Below are 25676 nucleotides of genomic sequence, written 5' to 3'. Positions count from 1 at the left end.
GTCGCCATATTCATTGGCTGATATACCGCATTCGCGAGCAAGCTCGCTCCCACAGGTTAGGATGTCGACTGCTCTTCCCCCGAGACCTGCGATCGAACCTCGACGCGCGATCACGGTCATTCGGGGACGCGACGTTTTTTGCCAAGGATCGATATGACCAGCCTCAACCCCCAAGACACCTTCGTCCCCGGACGCCTGCAACAGATGTCGACGCGCATCGCCTTTTTCATCGCCGGCCTCGGGATTGCCGCGTGGGCGCCGCTGGTGCCGTACGCCAAAGCCCGGGCCGGACTCGATGAAGGTACGCTGGGCCTGTTGCTGCTGTGCCTGGGAGTCGGCTCGATTCTGGCGATGCCGCTGGCGGGGATTCTCGCCACGCGCTTCGGCTGTCGCAAAGTCGCGACGGGCGGCACCCTGCTGATTTGCGCGGCGCTACCATTGCTGGCAACGGTGTCGTCGATACCGGCGCTGATCGCCACGCTGTTCATGTTCGGCGCCGGGTTGGGCACGGTGGACTCCACCGTCAACCTGCAAGCGGTGATCGTCGAACGGGCCAGCGGCAAGCACATGATGTCGGGGTTTCATGGCCTGTTCAGCCTCGGCGGGATCGTCGGTGCGGCAGGCGTCAGCGCCCTGCTCGGCCTCGGGTTGACGCCGCTGGCAGCGATGCTGGTGGTGGTGGCGGTGTTGATCGGCGCACTGTTCAAAGCGGTGCCGCACATGTTGCCCTACGGCAGTGAAAGTTCCGGCCCGGCATTCGCCATTCCCCACGGTATCGTGCTGTTCATCGGCGGGATGTGTTTCATCGTGTTCCTCACCGAAGGCGCGGCGCTGGACTGGAGCGCAGTGTTCCTTGCGCAGGAACGCGGAATCGACACGGCGTATGCAGGATTGGGTTACGCCGCATTTGCCCTGACCATGACGGCGGGACGCTTGATGGGTGACCGGATTGTTCGGCATCTGGGTGCCACGCGGATCATTCTGTTTGGCGGCCTGTTGGCGGCGGCTGGCCTGTTTCTCGCAACCTTCGCCCCGAGCTGGGAAGCGGCGCTGCTGGGTTATGCGCTGGTCGGCGCCGGCTGTTCGAACATTGTGCCGGTGCTGTACACCGCAGTGGGCAAGCAGACGGTGATGCCGGAAAGCATCGCGGTGCCGGCGATCACCACACTGGGTTATGCGGGGATTCTGGCGGGGCCGGCGGTGATCGGCTTTGTCGCCCATGCCAGCAGTTTGAGTTTTGCTTTCGGCTTGATGGCGGTGCTGTTGGTGGCCGTGGCCATTGGCGGAAAAGTCCTCAAGGTCTAACACCCATCATTGTGGCGAGGGAGCTTGCTCTCGCCGGGTTGCGCAGCGACCCCAAAAAAATCGGGCCTGCTGCGCAGTCCAGCGGGAGCAAGCTCCCTCGCCACAGGGTCAGGCGTCATTAGAAACCGACGCTGGCCTGCACAAAGAACGTCCGTGGCGCCCCCACATACATCCCCGAATTGTTGTCGCTGGAGCGGGTGAAATACTGCTTGTCGAAGACATTTTTCACCCCGGCGCCAAGCTTCAGGTTCGACACCTGCGGCCCGAAGTCATACCCGCCGCGCACGTTCCAGGTCACGTACCCCGGGATGTCGCCGTACTGCCCGTCAGCCGTGCCTTCGGTGATGTAGTTGCCGTTGAAGCTGCCATCGGCGTTGACCCCGGTGCCCGGCGAGCGCTGTTTCGATTGGGCGAAACCGTCGATGTTGTAGGTCCAGCGATTGATGTCGTAACGCAAGCCCACGGTCGCCACCTGCCGCGAATAGAACGGCAGATCACGCCCCTTGAAGCCCGGAATCTCACCTTCGTAGGTGGCGCGGGTGTAGGTGAAACCGGCGTTGGCGGTCAGACCGTCGAGGCGCGGATCGAGCGCCGCCATGTCGTAATGCACCGACGCCTCGATACCCTGGTGCTTGGTCGCACCGAGGTTGGTCCAGCCGACATCGTTGCTGATGTATTGCAGCTCGTCATCGAAGTCGATGTAGAACAGCGTCACTTCCCCGCCCCACACGTCATCGTTGTAGCGCGTACCGATCTCGTAGGTCTTGGCTTTTTCCGGCTCCAGACCGTTGGCGGTCTGGTCACCCGAGCCGCCCTGGCCGAGCTGGAAATACTGCAGGCTGCCGAACGAGGTTTCGTAGTTGGCGAACAGTTTCCACGCGTCCGACAGGTGATACATCACGCTCAGCGCCGGCAGCGGTTCGTTGCTTTCGATGCTGCGGTTTTTCTCTGGCACGCGCTTGCCCGAGGTGTCGAGTACGGCGCGGTCATGCCAGTCGGTGCTGATGTGTTCGAAGCGAATGCCCGGGGTGATGGTCCAGTTGCCGACGTCGATCTTGTTGTCGACATACACCGAGTTGGCCTCGGTGCCACCGGTGCGGTCCTGGAACACATGGCCGTCGGACGTCGGGGTGACCACCGGCTGATTGTTGACCAGCGCCAGACGGCTCGACTGCTCGTGCATCGCCTCTTTCAGGTAGCGATAACCGACGCTGACTTCCTGAGTGGTCGGGCCGACGTCGAAGACCCGCGACACACGCGGCTCGACACCGAGGGTGTAGTAGGAACGCGGGTACGAGCTGAGGGTTTTCTGGTCGCGGGCGGCGATGGTGCTGCCGCGAAAGCTGTCGGTGTAATAGGTGAGGATTTCTGCCTGGGTGCGCTCGTCGATCTGGCGAATCCACTTGAACGACACGTCTTTGCGCCGCCCGCTGAAATTGTCGTAATCGCGAACCGAATCATACGGTTTGTCGTCGTACTGCTTTTGCGTCAGGCCGCCGGGCATGTCGGCACTGGCGTCGTAGTAATGGAAGTTGAGGCTGAAATCGTCCTGATCGGTCGGCGCCCAATGGGTCTTGAGCAGCACGTCGTCGATGTCGTTGTCGTTGTTGCGCTCGCGGTAACCGTTGCCGTTGACCCCGGAATACAACAGCGCCACGCCCATGCCGTTGTCAGCGGTGCCGCCGAGGAACGCCGTGTCGATGTGCTTCCAGCCGCCGTAACGGGTGGTCTCCAGCGTGGTGCCGATTTCCCCGGTGGCTTTTTCCGGAATGGCGCGGGTGACGAAGTTGATCACCCCGCCGACGTTTTGCGGGCCGTAACGCACGGAACCGGCGCCGCGTACCACGTCGATGCTGTCGAGGTTGCCCGAGGAGATCGGCGCCATCGACAGTTGTGGCTGGCCGTACGGTGCGAACGCGGCGGGCACACCGTCGATCAGCACCGTGGAGCGTGGCGACAGGCGCGAAGTCAGGCCACGCACGCCGACGTTCAGCGCGATGTCGCTGCCGCCGGTGCCGTTGGAGTCCTGCACCTGCACACCGGGCACGCGCTTGAGCACGTCACTGACATTCATCGCGCCCTGCTCGACCATGGCTTCGCGGCGGATCACCGTGCGTGCGCCCGGGTGGTTCTGCACCACGGCGGCATCGGCGTCGCCGAGCCAGTCGCCGACCACTTTGATGTCGGTCACGCCCAGTTCCAGCGGGCCATTGCTGGCGGCAGTTGCGGCCGGGGCCAGGGTTACCGAGCCTTCGTTGATCTGATAGTCCAGGCCGCTGCCCTGCAACAATTGGCGCAACGCCTGCTCGGGAGAAATGTCGCCATCGACCGCCGGAGCCTGTTTGCCGGCGACCAGATCCGGGCTGAAAAACACCTGCAGCGAGGTTTGCTGACCCAGCTCGCTCAGGGCCTGGCCCAACGGCTGGGCGCGGATGTGAATGGCTTCAGCGGCGAAGGCCTGCGGCATCGCCGCATTGACCGCCAGCGCGAGGGCCAGCGGCAACCAAGGGGATTTTTTGTTGTTGGCTGAGGTGTTTTTCACGTCGAACGTAGTCCTGTGGATCGCAAGAGTGTGCGTCTGTTAATGCAAACCAGTTGCAGTTGAACAGGAAGACGATGAACTCGAAAAAAACCTGAATTTTATTTTGAAATTATTTCCTGACTGCCATCGGCCAGGGTGCGAACGGCCACCGGCAGGATGTTTGGCAGGGCCTTGAGCAAGGCGTCGGTGTTGTCGGATTTGAACACGCTGGTCAGGCGCAGACCGGCCACGGCCGGGTTGCTGACCGTTAGTGGCTTGTCGCGATAACGCGAAACTTCCGCCGCCACTTCGCTGAGGCTGGCGTTGTTGAATACCAGTTTGCCGCTGCGCCAGGCCGTCAGTTCGGCGGGATTGACCGCATACGCAGCGGCGACTTTGCCCTCGGCATCGACATGGGTGCCGAGGCCTGCGGTCAGGTTGATGAATTGATTGTCCGCTGCATTGCGCCCCTGCACCTTGACCGTGCCCTGCTCCACCGCGACCCGGGTTTGCGTCACATCGCGGCGCACATCGAAACGCGTGCCGGTGACCGTGACCTTGCCACTGCCGGCCTCGACCACGAACGGGCGCGCGGTGTCGTGCTGAACGCTGAACATCGCCTCGCCTTCACTCAATTCGATCAGCCGCCGATCCTTCTCATAGCGCACCTGTAAACGGCTGCGGCTGTTGAGGTCGATTACCGATCCGTCCGGCAGCGCCACATGCTTGCGCTCACCCAACGCCGTCGCGAACTCGGCGCTATAACCGTCCGGGTGATTCAAGCCACTGAACAAACCGAGGCCGAGCGCCACCGCCAGTACACTGGCCGCCACGGCATAGCGCACCAGCGGACGACGTTCGTGACGAGTTAGCGGGGCTTCGACGAGGGCCTTGAGGCGCGGCGCCGGCAGCAGATCCGCCGCCGTCCACAAGCCTTGCAGCAACTGGAATTCGTCACGGTGTTGCGGGTGCTGGTTCAGCCAGGCGTCGAATCGCTGCTGTTCGTCGGCACTGATCAGTGGCTCCTGCAAACGCACAAACCAGCGTGCTGCCTCATCACGCACCGTTGTTTGCCCGCACGCGCAATCACGGGTATCCATCATGGAATGTCCTGTCGGGCTGGGGATGAAAAGCGGCGGCCGCTCATGACTGCATGCCGTCGAGGCGATCGCGCAAGTGGCGCAGGGTGCGGATCATATACTTTTCGACCATGTTCCTCGACAGCCCGAGGCGTTCGGCGATTTCCGCCTGGGTCAGCCCTTCGATCTTCTGCCAGACGAAAATCTTCCGGCAGTTGAGCGGCAATTCCTGCAGCGCCCGTTCGATGGAGTCGGCCAACTGGATCGCCTGCATGTAATGCTCCGGGTCGCCGGTGGACGACACACTGTGATCGATCGCCTGCGACTCCATGGCTTCCCGCCGATCCTCACGCCGATAACCGTCGACCGCGATGTTGCGGGCGGTCTGGTGCAAATACGCACGTGGCTGCTGCACCGCTGCCGAATCGGATTCGAGCACCCGCACAAAGGTGTCATGCGCCAAGTCCTCGGCCTGCGCGCGATTGCGCAGACGCCGGGTCCAGGTGCCGATCAACTCTTCGTAATGCTCGAAAAAGCCGGGTCTGCGGGGCAGCATGGGGTTCATGGCAGCGTGCGGTGGAAAGGGGCGTGAATAGTAATGCTTCCTATTAAGCCCGGCAATTCATTCCTTGGAGACCCGATCCGCCGTTCATCTCCAGGTCATCGTGCTTTTGCAATCACCTCACTCATGTATTGATGCAGATCGCGAAAATCCTGAACGCTCCAGGCGTGCGGCGCGATCTTCACGCCGTTGTCCTGCAAGGTTTTTGGAATCAGGTTTCCATTGGGACGAAGGATGATCGAGGACACGATGACGCCCGGATAATCCCTAAGGCGTTTCTTGAAGGTGGCTGTTGTCAGGTCAGGCGTTGGCGGATTGCTTTTATTGGCCAATGGCCCGGTTGCCTTGATATCGGCGCCGTGGCACACAGCACATCGCTGGACATACAGATTTTTGCCGTTGACATTTTCCGCAACGGACAGGGAGGTCTGAATGACTGATAACAAAGCGAATAAGGTGACGAGGGTTGTTTTCATTTTTATAGAGGGTCAGAGGCTGAAACGGACGGCGCACAGCTAAGCACACATCAGGAGGCCAATTTCCACGTATCGAGAAATTGCCGGGCAGCGACCCACGTCGTCGAGTTTTTCGCAGCCGTCCCGCCTATTGTGTAAAATGCCGCCCGGGTGCCACCGCAACAACGCGGCAGGGCAGGTTTAATTCAGCGCAGGTCGGGCCGCCGCGCGGAGTTGCCGTGCCTATGAGCCACGATCCGTCACGCTTGCATGCTGCCCCTGCCCGCCAGGAGTCGCCGTCTGCCCTGGCCTTTCTCTCCCGATTCTTCGCCGCCGAGTCCGCCGGTGGTCTGATCCTGATGGCTGCGGCCCTCGCCGCACTGTTGGTCGCCAACTCGCCGTGGGCGGCCACGTATTTCTCTACCCTGCATATCAAAGTCGCTGGCTTGTCGATCGAGCACTGGGTGAACGATGGCCTGATGGCGATCTTCTTCATGCTGGTGGGCCTGGAGATCAAGCGCGAAATGCTCGCCGGTCAGTTGTCGACCTGGAGTCAGCGTGCGCTGCCGGGCTTCGCCGCGCTGGGCGGGATGCTGGTCCCAGCCCTGATCTACGTCGCGATCAACTGGGGCAATCCGCAGACCCTGAGCGGTTGGGCGATCCCCGCGGCCACCGACATTGCTTTCGCCTTGGGCGTGCTGTCGCTGCTGGGCAAACGGGTGCCCGTGTCGCTGAAAATCTTCCTGTCCGCACTGGCCATTCTTGATGACCTGGGCGCAGTGGTGATCATCGCGATTTTCTACACCAGCGGCCTGTCGATAAGCATGCTGCTGGCCTCGTTGGCGGTGATTACACTGCTGGTGATCCTCAACCGCTGCGGTGTCAAAAAGCTTTGGCCATACCTGATCGCCGGCGCCTTCCTGTGGTTCTTCATGCTGCAATCGGGGATCCACGCGACCCTCGCCGGGGTGATTCTGGCCCTTTGCATTCCGCTGGGTAACCCGGAAGACGAGCACAACTCGCCACTGCTGTACCTCGAAGAAAAAATGCATCCGTGGGTGGCGTTCGCCGTGGTGCCGATTTTCGGTTTCGCCAACGCGGGCGTGTCATTGGCCGGCATTTCTCCGAGCAACCTGCTTGAGCCGGTGCCGCTGGGTGTGGCGCTCGGGCTGTTGTTCGGCAAGCAGATCGGCATCCTCGGCCTCGGCGCCCTGGCGATTCGCAGTGGTCTGGCGCAGCTGCCGCAAGGCGCGAGCTGGCTGCAGCTGTACGGCGTCGCCCTGCTCTGCGGGATCGGCTTCACCATGAGCCTGTTTATCGGCGCACTGGCGTTCCCGGGCGCAGCGCACCTGGTCGATTCGGTGAAGGTGGGTGTGTTGCTGGGTTCGATTTTGTCCGCTCTGCTGGCGGTGGTCGTGCTGATGAGCGCTGGCAAGGCGAAGGCTTCGAACTGACCGCCGGATCTGGTCGAGACAGAAACCAATGTGGGAGCGGGCTTGCTCGCGAAAGCGTCAATTCAGTCAGCTAATTTATCGACTGAATCACCGCCTTCGCGAGCAAGCCCGCTCCCACAGTTTTTACAGCGGTGATGCTTAGCCTTTTTCGTCGATCCCGGCCTGCAGAGTCTGGCTGTCCAGATTGCCGCTCAGGGTCACCGGACCGACTTTCAGATTGCCGTTATCGAACGACACCTTCGGTGCGTTCTCCTCGGTTTTCTGCGGCAGATCCAGTCCGGCTTTTACCCCGTAGTCACGGTTGACCAGATCGCTGCTACCGACCTTCGAACCGCCCAGATCGACCTTGCCTTCAGTCGATGAAATGCGCGCGCCGGTCAGCTGCGTGCCACCACCAACGTTCAACTTCACACCCTGATTGCCACTGATGCCGGAGGCCTGCGCCACGCTGTCCTTGTGCGCGTATTCGCCCTGCGCTTTCAACGTTGGTTTGTAGTCAGTGCCGGCGAGTTTTTCCTTGTCGCTCGGTGGGTTCTTCTTCGCGGTCAGGCCCAGATCGACATCGACCTTGGCTTGGGTCTTCGAGTCCTGACGGCTTTCCACGATCAGATCACCGGCAACCTTGCCACTGACATTTTTCGCCTCGATCCGCGCCCCCGAAAGCTGTGCATCACCTGCGCTGTTGAGCACCACGCTGTCAGCCTTTATCTGGCTGTTCTGCTGGGTGGTGCCTTGCAGGTAGTCGACGCCGACCTTGGCCCCGGCGTTGAAGCCGTGATCGCTGCTGGCCTTTTCGTCGGCAGCGGTCGGGGTCTTGCTGCTGAGGTTGCCGCCGGCATTCAGCGCAACGTTCCAGTTATTGCGACTCTCGGTGGACTGCGCCGACTCTTGAACGTAACCGCCCTTCTGCGCATTGATGCTGACGTTCGGCGCGCCGACTTGCGTGCCTTGCAGGTGCACCGCGCCACCGCTCAACGCGACGTTGCTCTGGCTGTTGAGCTGGCCACCGGTCAGGGTTTGCGAGTTTTCGTTGATCCGGCCGATGTTGAAGTTGCCGTTCAGATTCCCGCCCTGATCGCGACTTTTCTCGCTGCTGGATTTGCTGCCGCCGCCCTTCAGACCACCACCGAGATTGCTGCCAGTCGCGGTATGGGTATCAACGGCTGCTTGCAGATCGAGTTTGCCGTCAGCATGCAGCTCAATGCCACCGGCGCTGTCGATCTTCGTGCCTTGCTGAACCTGATTGCCGCCGCTGCTCAGTTGCACCGGGCCGTTGCCGCTGATGCTCGCCACGTGAGCCTGCGTGTCAGAGGTCTGCTTGCCGGTGTGGTCAAGCTGGAAGCCGGCGCCGAGGTCGACGTTGGTGCCGTCGGTGCCCGGCAAAGTGCCAACGGTCAGCGAGCCGTTGCCGCGCAGGCTGGAGTCGCTGCTGCTTTGGCGGTCGTTGGCCTGATTCAGCGCCAGATCGCCGCCGGTCTTGATGTTCACACCGCCCTGGCCGCCGTCGAAACGGCTGCCAGCGAACTGCGCGTCAGCACCGACGTTGATGTTCACGCCTTGATTGCCGGCATAGCCGCCGACCACCGCCGTGCTGCTGTCCTTGCTGGCGTAGCTGTTGCCGCCCGCGCCGCTGCCGGCGACGTTCACGTCTTCGCCGGTCTTGGTGTAGACGCGCACGTCGACCTTGGCGTCCACCGAGTTATCGGTGCTGCTGTGAGTGTTGCTCGCGGCGTCGGCAACCAGTTTGTCAGCGCTGATGTTGACCTTGCCGTTGCTGGCGCTGTACTGGGTGCCCTGGTCGTGCAGGGTGCCGGCAGTTTTCACGTCGACGCTGCCACCGTCGAAACGGCTGACCACCGCGTTGCTGCTCTGCTCGGTCTTGTCGGCGCTGCCGTGACCGATCGCCACGTCGAGGCCGACGTTCGGCTGGCCGAGATTGCTCAGGGCTTCCTTGTCCGGCACCTTGCCGTTGAGCACATCCTTGACCGCACCGGCAATCGGCCGGGCGATGTCCTTGTACTCGACGTTGGCGCCGATGTCCGCTGACCAGTTGCTCTGGTTGTGCGTACTGCTTTCGGTGTTGCTGGCCGCGCGGTTGTCGATCTCGTTGGCCACGACGTTCAGGCCGTTGCCGGCCTTGACCTGCGCACCTTCGGTCTCCAGCTTGTCGGCGTTGATGTTCAGGCTGCCGCTGCTCTGCACGTGGGTGGTTTGCGCGGTGGTTTTGCTGCTGCTGTCTTGCGCGGTGCTGTGGGCGAAATCAATGCCACTGCCAGCGCGGTCGAGGCCGCCGGTGTAGTAAAAACCGCCGCCAGTGCTGGAGGTGTCGGTCGAAGTTTTGTGGCTGTCCTGTTCGGCCAGCAACGACACATTCTTGCCACCCAGCGTGGTATCGCCAGCAGTGGATTTGACTTCACCGCCCTTGATCGTCAGATCGCCGCCGGCCTTCACCTGCACGCTGCCGCCGCTGAGGCTCGAACCTTGCTGGTTGACGTCGTTACGGGTGACGGTCTGCTGCTTGTCTTCGTAGTGCACCCCGGCGCGGTATTGCTCCGGCGTTTGCTCTTTGGCGTAGGCATCGAAGCCACGGGTCTCGGTGGTCGAACTGCTGTCGTGGCTGTTCTGCGTGGAATGCACGTTCACATCCCCCGCAGCGTCCGCCGTCAGCGCGCCGCCGGCCTTGACCGTGGAACCGGCGACTTCGATGTCCTTGGCGCTCTTGAGCTTGAGGTTGCTGTCGGAGACCAGCTCGCTGCGCACGGTGGTGCTGTCCTTGGCGTTCTGCCGCGACTCGTCCTTGGTGATGCCGAAGAACTTGCTGTCCTTGTCGTGGTTGTTGCTGTGCGAGGTGTCCTGCACGCCGTCGATCACCAGCGAACCCTGATCGCTGATCACGCTGGCCTCGGTGCCGCCACGGACCTGGCTGCCGCTGATGCGTACATCGTCGGCCTTGACGATCAGTTTACCGGCGGCGTTGATTTTGCTGCCCTGATGCTGAGTCTGGCCCTTGTCGGCGTCACCGGTCTTGCCGAAGAAACCACCGCCGACCAGGTCGCCAGAATAACTGTTGTTATTGCTGCGGTTGGTGCGGGTGGCCGTGGTGACCTCCACCTGTTTGCCCGCCAGTTTCACATCACCGACGCTGTTCAATTCAGCGCCTTCGGAACGCAACAATGCGGCGGTTTGCAGAGCGATATTGCCGCCCTTCAACTGGCTGCTGATGCTGCGCTGTTCTTCGCTGCTGTTGTTCCAGTCAGCCTTCCACAGATGCTTGCGATGGTTGCCCTGATCGGTCTGGGTGTGGCTTTCGGTGGCCGCGGTCAGGCGCAGATCGCCGCCGCTTTGCACATCGAGATTTTTCGCCGCTTCAACCTTCGCGGCTTTGAGTTCGGTGTCTTTGCCGGAGGTCAGCCTGGCGTCGCGGCTGGCGACGATCTGGCTGCCGTGCTGGCGAGTTTCACTGTCGGTCTGGGTCCGGTCGTAGGTTTCCCAAGTGATGCCGATGGTGCTGTTGCTCCAGTTTTCGCGCTTTTCCTGAAGCTTGCGGCTTTCGACGGTGCTCAGGGTCAGGTTGCGCTTGGCATTGACGCTGACGTCGCGACCACTGACATCGGCAGCGGCCAGCGTCAGGTCGTTGCCGCTGTGCAGGCCGACATCACCCTGACTGCTGCGAATGCCGGCACGGGTCACTTCGAGGCTGTTGGGGATGGCTTCACCGCTGACGCTGAGGTCGCCGGCGGAACGGATCTGCACGCCGTCACGCCCGGCCACTTGCACCGCCCCCACACGCACGCCCGCGCCTTCGGCGGTGCTGACGATATTGATGCGCCCGGCCTGCATCGCGCCGAACAGGCTGGCGTCGATGCGTTGATCCTGAGTGTTGCCCGCCGGGTCCACGGCTTTGACCTGACCGCTGGCGTAATCGACCTGATTGCGCCCGACCGTGAGGTTCAGCTGATCGCGGGCATCGATACGGCCCTGGCTATCGATACGCGGGGCGATCAGGTTGACCGAACCCTCGGCGTTACGCAGGCCGCCACTGTGGATCTGCAACTGTCCGCTGGCATCGCGGGTGCTCAGGGCTTGCAGCTTGCCATCGTTCAATTCCGGACGCCCGACCAGCAGACTGGCGTTCGGCGTGTTGATGAAACTGCCGCCGTTCACCGAAATGCCGTTGGGGTTGGCCAGCACATAATCGGCCGCGCGGCCGAAGATTTCCTGGGCGCCGTTGATGGCCGAAGGATTGCGACTGATCACCTCGTTGAGGATCACGCTCGCCGCCTGGCCCTGCAGTTGCGGGTTGGCCGCCAGTTGCCCGGCGAGCTGCGATTGCCCGGCCTGCAAAGCGTTGTTCAGCACCAGGCCCTGACGGTCGACGTTGTAGTCGAGGAACTGGTTGTGCGACAGGCCCGAGCCGTTGGGCGCGACGATATTGACGATGGGCACGCCGCCCTGCGTCTGCAATTGCGCGGTGCCGCCGGGGCCGGGAGCGACCACCACACCGCCGGCGATGGCGCTGGGCAGGTGCACGGCGAAGAACAGGCTGGCGATCGCCCAGCGCAATTTGCCCCGAGGAGAAAGATGGAATGCAAAAGTGTGTGCTGGCATAAAAACGTCTCCATGTAAGTACGGCATCACGGCGCGCGATTTAGTCTTGGCCGTGGCTGTCGCGCTCAGATCCGACGGCTGTTTGTTCACTGCTTGATGAGTCTCGGTAGTGCTCATATCTGCAACCCCACGCGCATCAGCCAGGTCTCCGGCTCGTGCTGCAAGCCGTTGGGGGTGTTGAGGGCGCGTTGGTAATCGATGTCCACTTGCAGATTCTTCCAGCCCAGATTCAACCCGACGCTGGCGCCGCTCAGGCGTTGACCTTGAGCGCCGTGATCGGCCTTGAGCCAGCCGTTGTCCAGGCCTACGCGCGGGGTGATCTGCACCGGCCAATCGCTGCGCAGCGGCAGGCGCAGGGTGTTGCGCCAGATCGCGCCGCTGGCGCCGGAAGCGCTGCTGACCCGATAGCCGCGCACCGCCGAATCATCGGTGCCGAGCAACTGTTCGATGGCCGGTAACGGGTCGGGGCTGTATTGCAGATTGAGCTGGCTTTGCCACTGCCACGCTTGCGCGCCGAACTGGCCGTTGCGCCATTGACTGAGGCCGGCGCGGTACTTGCGAAACTGCGCTTTGGGCAGGTTGTTGACCGCATGATTGGCGTCGTCATCGGCGCCCAGCCAGCGCAAACCTTGCGAGTAGCTGAAGTCGAGATTCCACACCGCACGGTCGAGCCAGAACAGGTTGAGTCCGGCTTCGGCCACGGTCAGGGTCGGGCTTTGAATGCCCAGGCGGACATTTTCCAGATAGCTGTCGACGTCCTTGTGCGCCAACTGCAGATTGGCGCTGAGCTGGCGGCTCTGGTCGCGCCATAACACGCGGTCGGCGCGCAGGCTCAGTTGATCGGTGATGCCGGTGCTGTACAAGGTCGCGCTGGGCAGTTTGAACGGCGCGCGGTATTCGGCGTGGCTGGCGAACGCGCTGTAGGTCCAGTAGCCGTAGGGAATCGCGTAATACAGGCTGGCGTTGCGACTGTAGCGGTCGCCCTGATTCAACGTGTCGCTGGCGCTGAGGCTCAACAGATCGTTGAGTTGCAACGGGCTGTCGAAGCTCAGGCTGACGGTATCGCGGTCACGCCCGGTGCTGGCGCTGCCAAGGTTGTCCATGCCCAGGCCCAACGCCCAGCGCGACTGCCCGGAGGTGCGCGAGCGCAGGATGATGCGCGAGGCACCCGGTTGGCTGCCGGGGGCGATGTCGGCGGTCAGGTCGATCGAACGCAAGCGGTTCAGTTGATCCAGGCCCTGCTCCAGATCGCGCAGGTTCAGCGGCTGGCCGAGCATATGCGGGAACGCGCCGCCCAGCGACACGGGCAGGCTCTGATCGGCCAGTTCGATGGACTCGATGTAGCCCTCGTCGATCATGATGTCCAGCGACTGTCCCACCTCCGGCGCGCTCAACAGGTACGGGCGGCTGGCAATGTAGCCCTTTTCGACGTAGCTCGCGGTGATGGTCGCCAGCAGATGGTTGATCTGGCCGACGCCCATGCACGGCGCCAGCAGCGGTTTGATCCGGGCGTTGAGCTTGTCGCTGTCGATCAGCGTAACGCCGCCGATGCGCGTGCCACTTAGCGGCCAGCAGCGTTCATCGGGGGTGACGGTTTGCGCGATGACTGGAGTGGCCGGCGCCGGGCCGAACGCACCGCGCTCGAGTTGGCGCTTGCGTTGTTCCATCTGCAGTTGTTGCAAATCGCGCTGTTGCTGTTGCTGCTGGCGCAGCACTTCCTGGCCCGGCGCAACAGGGTCAGCCGCTTGAATCGAGGAAGCACACACACTCAACACAAAAGCCGACAACAGCGGGCAAAGCGAGGAACGACGACGGAAAACAGCGCAAAGCGAATACGGCACGCAACATCCTTGCAATCATAAAATGGCGTAATGCCACCCCATCAATGCGAGTGATAGTCAGAGCCTTCCTACACAAATGCAAGACGCTTCCTACAGTGCTTACATTTCTTAAACAATTGATTTTGCTGCGCTCACCGCCAGCAAAGGCGCAAGGCATAAGGGTTTCCCCGAGGGCGGATATCGAGTTCTCCAGCGCTCGACCCACTTCCCCGTCGGAACTGTTTAGCGGAACCGCTCCAAAACCTGAGTCGCAAACAGGCAACTGACGACCGGCACAAAAACTCAATTGCCACAAAATATTACTTGCGTCATATTACGACCGTAATAACGATCATCTTCCACAGGTATTACGTCATGACCAGCATGCCCACCCTTGAGCCCGAGCTGTCTGTTCCGGTCCCCCCTGCCAGGCCGCCACTGCGCAAACGTCTGCTGCTGACCGGTGCCGGGCTGATCGCGCTGGTGGTGGTCGGCGTGTACGCCGCTCACTGGTGGGGCACCGGGCGCTTTCTGGAGGAGACCGACGATGCCTACATCGGGGGCGACGTCACGGTGATCGGGCCGAAGGTCGCCGGGTACATCGAAGAAGTGCTGGTCAGTGACAACCAGCCAGTGAAGGCCGGTGACGTGCTGATCCGCCTCGACGCACTTGATTATCGCGCCAACCTCGCCAAAGCCGAGGGCGCCGTTGCCGCCGAGGAGGCGCTGCTGGCCAACCTCGACGCTACCGAACAATTGCAGCAAGCGGTGATCGGCCAGGCCCGTGCCGGCATCGATGCTGCCGGTGCCGAAACTGCTCGCTCGCGGGACGACAATGCGCGCTACAAACGCCTGGTAAGCACCAATGCCGTCTCGGTGGAAAGCGCCCAACGCGCCGACGCCACCTTCAAGACCGCCCAGGCCCTGAGTGCCCGCGCCCAGGCCGAATTGCTCGCCGCACAGCGCCAACTGGCAGTGATCGACACCCAGAAACAGCAGGCCCGCGCCGCCCTGCAACAAGCCCGGGCCGAGCGTGATCTGGCACAACTGAACCTCGGCTACACCGAGCTGCGCGCGCCGGTCGACGGCGTGATCGGCAACCGTCGCGCGAGGGTCGGCGCATACGCCCAGGCCGGTTCGCAACAGTTGTCGGTAGTGCCGGCCAGCGGTCTGTGGGTCGATGCCAATTTCAAGGAGGACCAGTTGGCGCGGATGAAACCCGGGCAACGGGTGAGCATCCGTGCCGACGTGCTCTCCGGCCAGGAATTCCATGGCCGCCTCGACAGCCTCGCTCCCGCCACCGGCTCGCAATTCAGCGTGCTGCCGCCGGAGAACGCCACCGGCAACTTCACCAAAATCGTCCAGCGGGTGCCGGTACGGATCCTCCTCGATCCGGCCGACGGTGTGCTCGGTCATCTGCGGCCGGGGCTGTCGGTGACCGCTGAAGTCGACACCCGTGCGCAAGCCGAAACCAGCGCTGTGGCCGTCGCGCCATGAGTACCGCCCTCACCGCCCCGGCGCAACCGTTCAACGCCGCCGACATGGCCACCGCGACCAAAGTGTTCGCCTTTGCCACGATGTGCATCGGCATGTTCATTGCGCTGCTGGACATCCAGATCGTCTCGGCGTCGCTGCGTGACATCGGTGGCGGGCTGTCGGCTGGCACCGATGAAACCGCGTGGGTGCAGACCAGTTACCTGATCGCCGAAATCATCGTGATTCCACTGTCGGGCTGGCTGTCGCGGGTGTTCTCCACGCGCTGGCTGTTCTGCGCCTCGGCGGTCGGCTTCACCCTGGCCAGCCTGCTCTGCGGCGTGGCCTGGAACATCCAGAGCATGATCGCCTTTCGTGCGCTGCAAGGTTTTCTCGGCGGCTCGATGATTCCGCTGGTGTTCACCACCGCGTTCTTTTTCTTCACCGGCAAACAACGGGTGATCGCCGCCGCAACCATCGGTGCGGTGGCTTCGCTGGCGCCAACCTTGGGGCCGGTGATCGGCGGCTGGATCACCGACATTTCCTCGTGGCACTGGCTGTTCTATATCAACCTGGTGCCGGGAATTTTCGTCGCCGTGGCCGTGCCGATGCTGGTGAAGATCGACCAGCCGGAACTGGCGCTGCTCAAGGGCGCGGACTACCTGAGCATGGTGTTTCTCGCACTGTTTCTCGGCTGCCTGGAATACACCCTCGAAGAAGGCCCGCGCTGGAACTGGTTCAGTGACAGCACCATCCTGACCACCGCATGGATCAGCGGTATCGCCGGTCTGGCCTTCATCGGGCGCACCTTGCACGTGGCCAATCCGATCGTCGATCTGCGTGCACTCAAGGATCGCAATTTTGCCCTGGGCTGCTTCTTTTCCTTTGTCACCGGGATCGGCCTGTTCGCGACGATTTACCTGACCCCGCTGTTTCTCGGACGGGTACGCAGCTACAGCGCGCTGGACATTGGTCTGGCGGTTTTTTCCACCGGGGTGTTCCAGATCATGGCGATTCCGCTGTACGCCTTTCTCGCCAATCGCATGGATTTGCGCTGGATCATGATGATCGGGCTGGGACTGTTTGCATTGTCGATGTGGGAATTCAGTCCGATCACCCACGACTGGGGCGCGGGCCAGTTGATGCTGCCGCAAGCGTTGCGCGGGATCGCCCAGCAACTGGCAGTACCGCCGGCGGTGACGCTGACGTTGGGAGGGTTGGCACCGGCACGCTTGAAGCACGCTTCGGGGCTGTTCAACCTGATGCGTAACCTGGGCGGTGCCATTGGCATTGCCGCGTGCGCGACCATTCTCAATGATCGCACCAACCTGCACTTCACCCGCCTGGCCGAGCATTTGAACAGCAGCAACGAGGCGATGAATCAGTGGTTGTCGCAGGTCGGTGGCAACCTGGCGACACTGGGTCAGAGCGGTGATGTCGGGATCACCGCCGCCCTGCATCAGCTGTGGCTGCTGACCTACCGCGAGGCGCAGACCCAGACCTACGGCGATACCTTTTTGATGATCATGCTGTGCTTCATCGTCGCCACGGCGATGGTGCCCTTGATGCGCAAGGTGCAACCACCGGCCGCGCCGAGTGCGGATGCGCATTGATCACGGTTTCCGAAACGCCCCTCCCCCTGTAGGAGCTGCCGCAGGCTGCGATCTTTTGACTTTGATTTTTTAAAAACCAGATCAAAAGATCGCAGCCTCGTTTCACTCGACAGCTCCTACAGGGGCATGTGTTGCGGCTTAGAGCTGTGGGGTTTTGCGGAAGCCCACGGCCAGACGGTTCCAGCTGTTGATGGTGCTGATCGCCACGCTCAGGTCGACCATTTCCTTGGGTGTGAAATGTGCCGCGACGATGTCGTAGTCTTCGTCCGGAGCGTGGGTCAGGCTCAGTTGGGTCAGCGATTCGGTCCACAGCAGCGCTGCACGTTCGCGGTCGGTGAAGAACGGCGCTTCACGCCACGCGGTCACGGCGAACAGACGGCGCGGAGTCTCGCCGCCCTTGATCGCGTCGGCGGTGTGCATGTCGATGCAGAATGCGCAGCCGTTGATCTGCGAAGCGCGCAGCTTGACCAGTTCGACCAGGGTCTTTTCCAGCGGCAGTTTCGAGACGGCGGTTTCCAGGGCGATCATCGCTTTCAGGGCGTCTGGGGAAGCGGTGTAGAAATCGGTACGAGCTTTCATGATTGAGTTTCCGGGGCCAGTGAATGTGTGACTAAGGTAGTCCCGCCACTGCCCCGGACAAATAGCCAATCTCCCGGAAGACGAGTAGACCACCGCGTCACACGCGATTGCGCAACCAGTGCAGGAACCCGGTTTTCGCCACCACGGTCGGCACGTCCTGCGTCAGGGTCTGGGCCTTGTGCAGGCGATAATCGAGCAAGGCTTTCATCGCCTCGTTGATGTCATGGCGCGCATCCAGGCACGGCTTCAGGTAGGTCTTCTCGATGCGGTACAGCGCACAGAAGGTTTTCGCCGCGAAGGTCGCCGGCACCGAGGAATCGGAAAGGATGCCGGCCTCGCCGATCACCTCCCCCGGCCCCATGCGCCCGGATTCGAACGGCGTGCCATGGCGGGTCAAGGTCACGCTGACCACGCCGGACTCGATGATGAACAAATGATCGCTGACCTCCCCGGCATCGAGAATCGTCTCCCCGGCGCGAAAAGTCTGCAGGGTCATGTTCTGGCTGAAGGTGTCTTTTTCTTCCTGACGCAACGTGGAGAAAATCGGCGAACTGTCGAGCAACGCCCGTGGCCGCGAGAGGTTGCCAGTGACGATCGGTTCGACACTCGACAACAGATTGACCCCGGACGCCTGCAAGTGTCGGTAAGCCAGATCGAACAGCTGATTGCGCACCGAGCGCTTCTGATCCATCGACGAGACGAAACCGCTGATCTCATATTCCGCACCGGCGCTGCTGGAGCTTTTCAGCGCGACGCTCGGCGAAGGATTGTCCAGCAGCGGACGGCAGCCCTGCATCGCCCGTTCCAGCGCGTCGATCACCGTGTTGGGGCGAGCGTGCGGGCTGACCTGGACGCTGACGGCCACCCCGAACATGTTGCTCGGTCGGCTGAAGTTGATGATCTTGGCCTTGGCCGCCAGCGAGTTGGGAATCACTGCCATGCTGCCCTGACTGGTTTGCAGACGCGTGGCGCGCCAGTCGATATCGACAACCCGGCCTTCGGTGCCATCGATGGAGATCCAGTCATCGATCTGATAGGGCTTGGTGGTGTTGAGCACGATCCCGGAGAACACGTCGCTCAAGGTGCTCTGCAACGCCAGACCGACAATGATCGCCAAGGCCCCGGACGTCGCCAGCACACCTTTGACCGGCAGATCCAGCACATAGGCCAGCGCGGCGATAATCGCGATCAGGAAAATCACCGCACCGAGCAGATCCTGCAACAGTCGCCCGGTGTGGCCGACCCGCTGCATCATCACCGCGCCGATCAGCACGGTCAGGGTGCGCGCGCCGAACAGCCACCAACCGATCTGCAATCCGGTCGCTGCCAGATGCAGCGGCACGTTGTCGGCCCACGGCGCCGGCTCCATCGGATTCAGGCCTTCGTTGAACAACAGCACGCTGAACAGGCTGAAAATCAGCACTCGCACCAGCAGCTTCCATTCGCTGCCACGGGAGCTGATCAGGCGCCACAGCCCGAGATCGAGGAGGATCAGGATCAACGCGCAGAACAACGGATGTTCGCTCAAAAAAGACAACATCAAACCACTCCGACAGGGGCCAATCGCGAGAAGATCGCACAGATTGGGCAAGTGTAGGAGCAATTGATTTCAGAGGATGAACGCCCGCGTAAAAACACCCAAAAACCAATGTGGGAGCGGGATTGCTCGCGAAGGCGGTGGATCAGTCAGACACGCATCGACTGACACTCCGCTTTCGCGAGCAAGCCCGCTCCCACAGGGGGGGTAGTTACCCGTGCATTCGGCCGAATTGCCCGGACTGGAAGTCGGCGAATGCCTGATGAATTTCCTGCTCGGTGTTCATCACGAACGGGCCATGGCCGACAATCGGTTCGTCGATCGGCTCGCCGCTGAGCAGCAACACCACCGCGTCTTCACTGGCCTCAAGGGTCAACTGACGACCGTCGCGCTCGAACAGCACCAACTGCCCGACACCCGCCGTTTGCGCACCGTTGATCGTCACCGAACCTTTCAACAGCACCAGCGCGGTGTTGCGTCCTTCGTGCAGATCCAGTGTCAGCAACTTGCCGGCGTTCAGCCGCAGGTCCCAGACGTCGATCGGCGTGAAGGTGTGCGACGGGCCTTTCTGCCCCTCGAACTCACCGGCGATCAACCGCAGGCTGCCGGCGCCGTCCTTCAGCGCGATATTCGGAATGTCGCGATCAAGAATGGTCTGGTAGCCGGGCGCGGCCATTTTGTCCTTGGCCGGCAGGTTGACCCAGAGTTGTACCATTTCCAGTTTGCCGCCGGTTCTGGCGAAATCATCCGAGTGAAACTCTTCGTGCAGGATCCCGGACGCCGCCGTCATCCACTGCACATCGCCGGGGCCGATGGTGCCGCCGCTGCCGGTCGAGTCGCGGTGCTGCACTTCGCCATCGTAGACGATGGTCACCGTTTCAAAACCACGGTGCGGGTGCTGGCCGACGCCACGGCGCTCGGTGGTCGGAGTGAATTCGGCAGGGCCGGCGTGATCAAGCAGCAGGAACGGGCTGATGTGTTTGCCCAGGTTGTCGTAGGAAAACAGGGTGCGAACCGGGAAGCCATCGCCGACCCAATGGCCGCGAGGGCTGGTGTAGATACCGATGATGTTTTTCATGGTTGCCTCCAAAAGGTGGGTGACGCAATGGATTGAGCTTAAATCCATGACGGCTGGAGGACTAGCCGGCAAAAACCGGCTTTAGTGTTCCATATTTAGAACAGTCCCACCTTTGAATCTCGATCCCTTGTGGAAGCGGGCTTGCTCGCGAAGAGGCCAGTCCAGACAACACGACTATTGGAAAAGATTCATGACTTCTGCTCAACAGTGCTTTGCCCCACCAGCGGTTTTTCTCAAGGACGCAGACGCGGATACTCCTGCCCATTCCCACTGCAACCCTGGAGTCATCAATGTCTGTTCCCGCTTTTGGTCTGGGTACGTTTCGCCTGCAAGGTCAGGTGGTCATCGATTCGGTGCGCACCGGCCTTGAACTTGGCTACCGCGCCATCGACACCGCGCAGATCTACGAGAACGAAGCCGAGGTCGGCCAGGCCATCGCCACCAGCGGCATTGCTCGCGAAGAGCTGTTCATCACCAGCAAGATCTGGATCGCCAACTTCGCCAAGGACCGTCTGATCGACAGCCTCAAGGAAAGCCTGCAGAAGTTGCAGACCGACTACCTCGACCTGACGCTGATCCACTGGCCGTCGCCGGAAGATCAGGTGCCGGTCGCCGAATTCATGGGCGCGCTGCTCGAAGCCAAGCGTCTGGGCCTGACCCGGCAGATCGGGGTGTCCAACTTCACCATCGACTTGATGCAACAAGCCATCGCAGCGGTCGGCGCGGAAAACATCGCCACCAACCAGATCGAGCTGCACCCGTACCTGCAAAATCGCAAAGTGGTCGAGTTCGCCCGCAGCCAAGGCATCCAGATCACCTCCTACATGACCCTCGCCTATGGCGAAGTGCTAAAGGACCCGGTGATCCAGCAGATTGCTGAACGCCTGCAAGCGACTCCGGCGCAAGTCACTCTGGCCTGGGCGATGCAGTCGGGTTACGCGGTGATTCCATCGTCGACCAAGCGCGCCAACCTGCAAAGCAACCTCGGCGCCACTGCGCTGACATTGAGCGAAGCAGACATGGCGCTGATCGCCGGTCTGGAGCGCGGCCATCGCCTGACCAGCCCGAAAGGCATTGCCCCGCAGTGGGATTGAGCGCTCAGCCCTGAAGATGCTGCGCAAGACCGAGCATGGCCGTGCGCAGCGCATCCGCCGAGCGGTGGACAGCCAGTGTTTCGGCGTCTCGACACGCCTGTTCGAGATCCGAGCACGCCGCCGCCACCCGCGCGGCACCGACCATTTGCGCACCGCCCTTGATGTGATGCGCCAGCGTCCGCAACCCGTCCAGATCCTGGGGCTGGCGCGCCGCATCCAGCCGTTGCAGATCGTCCTGCAGACTGCGCAATACTTGTTCGCGCAGGCGTTGCATCACCGAGTGATCGTCTCCAGCCACCTGCTCCAGCGCGCTCAGGTCGATCTCGGTCAACGTCAGAGCCGGGGTCGGCAAGTGATCGCTTTCGCCGTGACTGGCCGCCTTCAACGCCTGCTGCAGATCGTGCAAGCGAATCGGCTTGAACAGACAATCGTCCATGCCGGCCTCAAGGCAACGAACCCTCTCCTCGACTTGCGCGTTGGCGGTAAAACCGAGGATCAGGCAACGCGCCCGGCCGCTCGCTGCTTCTTCGTCACGGATCGTCCGGGCGAGTTCGTAACCGTTGCGCTGCGGCATGTTGCAGTCGGTGATCAGCACATCGAATGCTTGTGCTCGCCAGCGTTGCAGCCCCTGTTCACCGTCTTCGATGTCGACCGTACGGTGGCCGAGTTCGCTCAGTTGCCAGCACAACAGCAAGCGGTTGACCGGATGATCGTCCACCACCAGAACACTCAATGAACGCGCCGGCGTGTCCGCCACTTCAGGGCTTGCCGCTTCGGGGGCGAGCGCGGCCAACAACGGCAACTGCAGATTGATGTCGACCCGCGTTCCAAGCCCCGGCTCGCTGTCGAGGTGCAGCGTTCCACCCATCATTTCGCAGAGGTTGCGGCTGATCACCAGTCCCAGCCCCGAGCCGCTGCGCGCCGACTGACCATGGTTGCCGGCCTGGGCAAACGGGCTAAACAGGCGTTGCAGGTCATCGGCGCTGATGCCGATGCCACTGTCTTCAATCACGACTTTCACGGCCAATTGATCGGGAGCCGTCCTGGTCACCACCAGTTGCACGCTCACCTGGCCGTGCTCGGTGAATTTGATCGCGTTGCTCAACAGGTTCGACAGCACTTGCTTGAAGCGTGTCGGGTCGACCATGACGTCAACGCCACTCTGTGCATCCAGTTCGACATGCCACAACAGGCGCTTCTGCCGCGCCAGTGCCTCGAACACCCGGCACACCGAGATCACCAGTTCGCGCAGATTGGCCCGTTCCGGTGCGAGGGACAGATGCCCGGACTCGATGCGTGCGATGTCGAGAATGTCGCCGATCAGCGCGAGCAGTTGCTGGCCAGCGCCGGATGCGACTTCGATCGCCAGCTTGTCGGTGACACCCTCCTCGGCCCGCTTCAGGGCCAGTTCGAGCATGCCGATCAAGGCATTCATCGGGGTGCGGATTTCATGGCTCATGGTCGCCAGAAACGTGGTCTTGGCCCGGTTGGCGTCGTCGGCGGCCTCCTTGGCCTGCTGCAACTGCCGCAGCCATTGCTGACGCTGGCGCAACTGCCAGCGCTGCAAACCGATCCAGGCCAAGGCCAACAACAGCAGGCTCGCGGCAGCGGCAAAAGCCAGGAGAATCTCCCGGCGATAACGCTGCCAATAGCTCTCTTCGACCAACACATCATGGCTCCAGCGCTCGACCAGCTCGTCCATCTGTTGCGGCGCGATGCTCAGCAGCGCCTTGTTCAGAATCGTGTGCAGCGCCGTATCCTGCGGTGCGGTGGCCAGGGCGATGCGCGCCGGTTGATCGCCGATGGTATTGGTGATGCGCAGGCGCTCACGGTAATGGCGGGCGATCAGAAAACGCGCGACCAGTAACGAGCTGACGGTCGCGTCGGCCTGCCCCTTGGCGATCAGCTCCATGCCCTCGGCCGGGCTGCTGACCTCCACCAGACGTACCCCCGGCACCCGCTGCAGGATGTAACCGCGTAACGGATGACCGCGATAAATCGCCAGACGCTTGCCCGGCAGATCGGCGAGGCTGCGCGGACTGCCCGCCGTTATCGCACTGACCAGTACAAACGGATTGTTCAGGTACGCACGGGTGAATTGCAGCTCGGCTTCCCGTTCGCTGCTCGGGGTCACCACCGGCAGCACATCGAGTTCACCGGCCTTGAGCTGTTCGATCTGGCGATCCAGCGAACGCCCGCGGATCACCTCGAAATGCAGCCCGGTGCGCTGACTGATCAGGGTAAGCAATTGCGCTGACAGACCGTTGAATCGCCCGCTGGCATCAAAAAAAGTCAGCGGTGCGAAATCCTCGATCACACCGACCCGCACCAGCGGATGTTGCTCCAGCCACTCCTGCTCGCCGGCACTGAGGCGCACCCGCGACTGCGCGGCCATTTGCGCACGCCCCGCGCTCCAGCGCTGCTCGATAAGCTGACGACGCTCCAGGGGAATCACCGCCAGCGCCTTGTCGATGATGCGTTTGAGGCGACCTTCGCTGCGCAGCATGGCGAAACCGAAGGGGCTGGCATCCAGGCCCGACGGACCGGCCAGTTGCAAGTCATTACGGTAATTGGTGTTGATCAGGTAATTGGCGCTGATCAGATCGCCGAGATAGCCGTCATCGACACCGAATGCCACCGCACCCAGCGCATCCATCGCCGAGGGGTAACGCTGCAAGTCCGCCCCGGGATAGAACGCCTGCACGCTGGCCAACGGCAGATAGTCCTCGACCATGGCGATGCGTCGGCCCGCCAGATCCGCCGGCAGAGTTTCGTCAAGCCGGGTCACCAGCATCGGCTGATCTTCGGCGTAGGGGCGCGACAGCATGAAATCCGGGTCGGCCAGCTCGAAGTTGTTCGAGGTCCCCAGCAGGTCCAGTTCACCGCGCTTGAGTGCGGCCATCACCTGGTCGCGATGGGCGAAGCGTCGAACGTCGATCCGCACATTGAGCAACTGCGCCAGAAGCTCGGCATAATCGGCGGTGAGGCCTTCCAGCTCCTGCCGATTGCGGGTGATTTCGAACGGTGGGTAATCGGCTCCGGAAATGCCCATGCGCAACACCGGGTGCTGGCGCAGCCATTGGCGGTCCTGCTCGTCGAGCGGGACCTGAATATTTTCCAGTGCTGCCTGGCTCAACAACTCAAGGGGTTGTGGCGGCTCGCTGGCGCAGCAGGTGGCCGTGATACTCAACCACAGAACCCACCACCCGCGTTGCCGACTCACTTCGCCACTCAGATCAAATGATTGCGCTTGGCGAATTCGCGCAAGTGCACCGTGGAATTGATCGCGAGTTTTTTCATCAGGCGGGTCTTGTAGGTACTGACGGTCTTATGGCTCAGGTGCATGTCTCCGGCGATCGCCTTGTTCGATTTGCCCAGTGCCAATTGCTCGAGAATGCTCAGTTCGCGGTTGGAGAGCTGATCGATCAGCTGTTTTTCACTGCGGTCCAGCGGGGACGATGCATGGGTGGTGTCGGGCAACGCTGCAAAGTATGAGTAGCCCGACATGAGTGCCTGGATTGCCTTGTGCAATTGCAGCAACTGGTTGGTTTTGGTCACGTAGCCCATGGCCCCGCCCCGCAGGCATCGATTTTGATAATGCAGCGGGTCCTGGGAGGAGAAGATCAACACCTTGCACTCGGGGTTGGCGGACTTCAGCCGCTCCAACACCTCCAGCCCGCCGAGCCCCGGTAACTTGAGATCGAGTATCACCAGTTTGGGTTGGTGCTTGCGGAGCAGCGCCATGACTTCACCGGCGCTCGATGCTTCGTGAATAACCTTGAACCGTTCGGCTTCGAGGACGAGTTTCACGGCCGCCCGTACCACCGGATGATCATCGACGATCAGCGCTGACTTCATGACCGCTCCCAGTGCAAAAACATGACGATGGCGCCACTGGCATCGGCTGTTCCTGCCGCAGTGGCTGCGCAAAGACTGTTACACGGGAATCAAACCGTATCTACCTGTCAGATCTGACAGTTGCGCCAAAGGGGAATCCGTGCTCAAGCCCGACGCTGCAGGGCTGATAGCGGGTTCCAGGTGTCAGCCGCACACACCGGGGCAACATCGACACGCGCCATCAGATGCTTGATCGCGGCCGCATTGGGCAAGGCGACATGGCTGATCTGCAGGTTTTCCTGAGCGAAGCCGGCGGGTGTCAGCGCAGGCGCCGAGGGCTCGTTATAGATCAGCGCGTGGCGCACATGCGGGTTGTTGAGGAAAAACCCCGGCAGGTCCAGCGATCCGGCCGCCAGCTCGGCGTTGATGACCACCGCATCGAAGGGTTCACAGCCGTACTCCACCAGGGTCAGCAGCTCAAGCAGACTCTGTACCGGAGCGATGCGGAAGTATTCAAGGCCATTGAACAGGCGCTCGATTTTCATCCGGTGAAAATGCTGCGGATCGGCAATCAGGATGCGCAGGGTTTTATTGATCATGCTCGATCTCCTGGAGGTCACGGGTGGATGCGCCAAGGCTACGCAAGCCGCAGGAACAACTC

At 61.9% G+C, this 25676-nt stretch carries 17 protein-coding genes; 5 read left to right on the top strand and 12 right to left on the bottom strand.

Annotation, left to right across the window (positions count from 1 at the left end):
• The first annotated feature begins 153 nt into the window (after positions 1–153).
• On the top strand, positions 154–1305 hold the full coding sequence (locus AC27VU_RS20305; protein WP_488724775.1) for an MFS transporter: 1152 nt from the start codon (positions 154–156) through the stop codon (positions 1303–1305).
• Positions 1306–1423: 118 nt separating this feature from the next.
• Here AC27VU_RS20305 and AC27VU_RS20300 read toward each other — a convergent pair whose 3' ends face one another.
• The 4 genes from AC27VU_RS20300 to AC27VU_RS20285 form a co-directional block, all read right to left on the bottom strand.
• Positions 1424–3847: a TonB-dependent siderophore receptor gene (locus AC27VU_RS20300; RefSeq protein ID WP_488724774.1), complete on the bottom strand. Its 2424-nt coding sequence runs from the start codon at positions 3845–3847 to the stop codon at positions 1424–1426.
• A 98-nt stretch (positions 3848–3945) separates the two neighbouring features.
• Positions 3946–4929, bottom strand: a complete 984-nt coding sequence (locus tag AC27VU_RS20295) for a FecR family protein (protein WP_488724773.1) — start codon at positions 4927–4929, stop codon at positions 3946–3948.
• Positions 4930–4969: 40 nt separating this feature from the next.
• Positions 4970–5470, bottom strand: a complete 501-nt coding sequence (locus AC27VU_RS20290) for a sigma-70 family RNA polymerase sigma factor (RefSeq protein ID WP_003223490.1) — start codon at positions 5468–5470, stop codon at positions 4970–4972.
• Between the two features lie 95 nt (positions 5471–5565).
• On the bottom strand, positions 5566–5943 hold the full coding sequence (locus AC27VU_RS20285; protein ID WP_103484471.1) for a c-type cytochrome: 378 nt from the start codon (positions 5941–5943) through the stop codon (positions 5566–5568).
• 224 nt (positions 5944–6167) lie between these two features.
• On the opposite strand from AC27VU_RS20285, the gene nhaA reads away from it, so the two are divergent.
• Entirely contained in the window at positions 6168–7376 is a 1209-nt protein-coding gene (nhaA, locus tag AC27VU_RS20280; protein ID WP_488724789.1) for a Na+/H+ antiporter NhaA, read from the top strand.
• 138 nt (positions 7377–7514) lie between these two features.
• Here nhaA and AC27VU_RS20275 read toward each other — a convergent pair whose 3' ends face one another.
• Both AC27VU_RS20275 and AC27VU_RS20270 read right to left on the bottom strand, forming a co-directional pair.
• The gene (locus AC27VU_RS20275; protein WP_488724772.1) at positions 7515–11984 is read right to left on the bottom strand and encodes a hemagglutinin repeat-containing protein; all 4470 of its coding nucleotides are present in this window, start codon (positions 11982–11984) and stop codon (positions 7515–7517) included.
• A 113-nt stretch (positions 11985–12097) separates the two neighbouring features.
• Positions 12098–13825 (bottom strand): ShlB/FhaC/HecB family hemolysin secretion/activation protein, encoded by a 1728-nt coding sequence (locus AC27VU_RS20270; protein WP_488724771.1) that lies wholly within the window; start codon positions 13823–13825, stop codon positions 12098–12100.
• 354 nt (positions 13826–14179) lie between these two features.
• Between AC27VU_RS20270 and AC27VU_RS20265 the strand changes: the two genes are divergently transcribed.
• Positions 14180–15301: an HlyD family secretion protein gene (locus AC27VU_RS20265; protein ID WP_488724770.1), complete on the top strand. Its 1122-nt coding sequence runs from the start codon at positions 14180–14182 to the stop codon at positions 15299–15301.
• Positions 15298–16890, top strand: a complete 1593-nt coding sequence (locus AC27VU_RS20260; protein ID WP_488724769.1) for a DHA2 family efflux MFS transporter permease subunit — start codon at positions 15298–15300, stop codon at positions 16888–16890. The genes AC27VU_RS20265 and AC27VU_RS20260 overlap by 4 nt, the downstream gene beginning before the upstream one ends.
• Positions 16891–17028: 138 nt before the next feature.
• Here the strand turns inward: AC27VU_RS20260 and AC27VU_RS20255 are convergent, their stop codons facing one another.
• The 3 genes from AC27VU_RS20255 to AC27VU_RS20245 form a co-directional block, all read right to left on the bottom strand.
• A complete protein-coding gene (locus AC27VU_RS20255) occupies positions 17029–17469 on the bottom strand; it encodes a carboxymuconolactone decarboxylase family protein (RefSeq protein ID WP_003223476.1) in 441 nt (146 codons plus the stop codon).
• Between the two features lie 97 nt (positions 17470–17566).
• Complete coding sequence (locus AC27VU_RS20250; RefSeq protein WP_488724768.1) at positions 17567–19009, bottom strand: mechanosensitive ion channel domain-containing protein; 1443 nt, start codon at positions 19007–19009, stop codon at positions 17567–17569.
• 208 nt (positions 19010–19217) lie between these two features.
• On the bottom strand, positions 19218–20084 hold the full coding sequence (locus tag AC27VU_RS20245; protein ID WP_488724767.1) for a pirin family protein: 867 nt from the start codon (positions 20082–20084) through the stop codon (positions 19218–19220).
• Positions 20085–20374: 290 nt separating this feature from the next.
• On the opposite strand from AC27VU_RS20245, the gene dkgB reads away from it, so the two are divergent.
• Complete coding sequence (gene dkgB, locus AC27VU_RS20240) at positions 20375–21178, top strand: 2,5-didehydrogluconate reductase DkgB (RefSeq protein ID WP_003223468.1); 804 nt, start codon at positions 20375–20377, stop codon at positions 21176–21178.
• 4 nt (positions 21179–21182) lie between these two features.
• On the opposite strand, the gene AC27VU_RS20235 is transcribed toward dkgB, so the two are convergent.
• The 3 genes from AC27VU_RS20235 to AC27VU_RS20225 all read right to left on the bottom strand — a co-directional run bounded on the left by AC27VU_RS20235 (position 21183) and on the right by AC27VU_RS20225 (position 25614).
• Positions 21183–24368 (bottom strand): transporter substrate-binding domain-containing protein, encoded by a 3186-nt coding sequence (locus AC27VU_RS20235; RefSeq protein ID WP_488724766.1) that lies wholly within the window; start codon positions 24366–24368, stop codon positions 21183–21185.
• Positions 24369–24409: 41 nt separating this feature from the next.
• Entirely contained in the window at positions 24410–25036 is a 627-nt protein-coding gene (locus AC27VU_RS20230) for a response regulator (RefSeq protein WP_488724765.1), read from the bottom strand.
• Between the two features lie 143 nt (positions 25037–25179).
• Positions 25180–25614, bottom strand: a complete 435-nt coding sequence (locus tag AC27VU_RS20225) for a chemotaxis protein CheY (protein WP_103484482.1) — start codon at positions 25612–25614, stop codon at positions 25180–25182.
• Positions 25615–25676: the final 62 nt, after the last annotated feature.

The organism is Pseudomonas sp. 14P5.3.2, assembly GCF_057799175.1.
Note: the sequence above shows the minus strand (reverse complement) of the source record. Positions and strands in the feature narration are given on the sequence as shown.

Excerpts from the sequence above, each read along its gene's own strand:
- AC27VU_RS20305 (WP_488724775.1), top strand. The coding sequence starts at position 154 with ATGACCAGCCTCAACCCCCAAGACACCTTCGTCCCCGGACGCCTGCAA.
- AC27VU_RS20295 (WP_488724773.1), bottom strand. The coding sequence starts at position 4,929 with ATGATGGATACCCGTGATTGCGCGTGCGGGCAAACAACGGTGCGTGAT.
- AC27VU_RS20290 (WP_003223490.1), bottom strand. The coding sequence starts at position 5,470 with ATGAACCCCATGCTGCCCCGCAGACCCGGCTTTTTCGAGCATTACGAA.
- AC27VU_RS20285 (WP_103484471.1), bottom strand. The coding sequence starts at position 5,943 with ATGAAAACAACCCTCGTCACCTTATTCGCTTTGTTATCAGTCATTCAG.
- nhaA (WP_488724789.1), top strand. The coding sequence starts at position 6,168 with ATGAGCCACGATCCGTCACGCTTGCATGCTGCCCCTGCCCGCCAGGAG.
- AC27VU_RS20275 (WP_488724772.1), bottom strand. The coding sequence starts at position 11,984 with ATGCCAGCACACACTTTTGCATTCCATCTTTCTCCTCGGGGCAAATTG.
- AC27VU_RS20265 (WP_488724770.1), top strand. The coding sequence starts at position 14,180 with ATGACCAGCATGCCCACCCTTGAGCCCGAGCTGTCTGTTCCGGTCCCC.
- AC27VU_RS20260 (WP_488724769.1), top strand. The coding sequence starts at position 15,298 with ATGAGTACCGCCCTCACCGCCCCGGCGCAACCGTTCAACGCCGCCGAC.
- AC27VU_RS20255 (WP_003223476.1), bottom strand. The coding sequence starts at position 17,469 with ATGAAAGCTCGTACCGATTTCTACACCGCTTCCCCAGACGCCCTGAAA.
- AC27VU_RS20250 (WP_488724768.1), bottom strand. The coding sequence starts at position 19,009 with ATGTTGTCTTTTTTGAGCGAACATCCGTTGTTCTGCGCGTTGATCCTG.
- AC27VU_RS20245 (WP_488724767.1), bottom strand. The coding sequence starts at position 20,084 with ATGAAAAACATCATCGGTATCTACACCAGCCCTCGCGGCCATTGGGTC.
- dkgB (WP_003223468.1), top strand. The coding sequence starts at position 20,375 with ATGTCTGTTCCCGCTTTTGGTCTGGGTACGTTTCGCCTGCAAGGTCAG.
- AC27VU_RS20230 (WP_488724765.1), bottom strand. The coding sequence starts at position 25,036 with ATGAAGTCAGCGCTGATCGTCGATGATCATCCGGTGGTACGGGCGGCC.
- AC27VU_RS20225 (WP_103484482.1), bottom strand. The coding sequence starts at position 25,614 with ATGATCAATAAAACCCTGCGCATCCTGATTGCCGATCCGCAGCATTTT.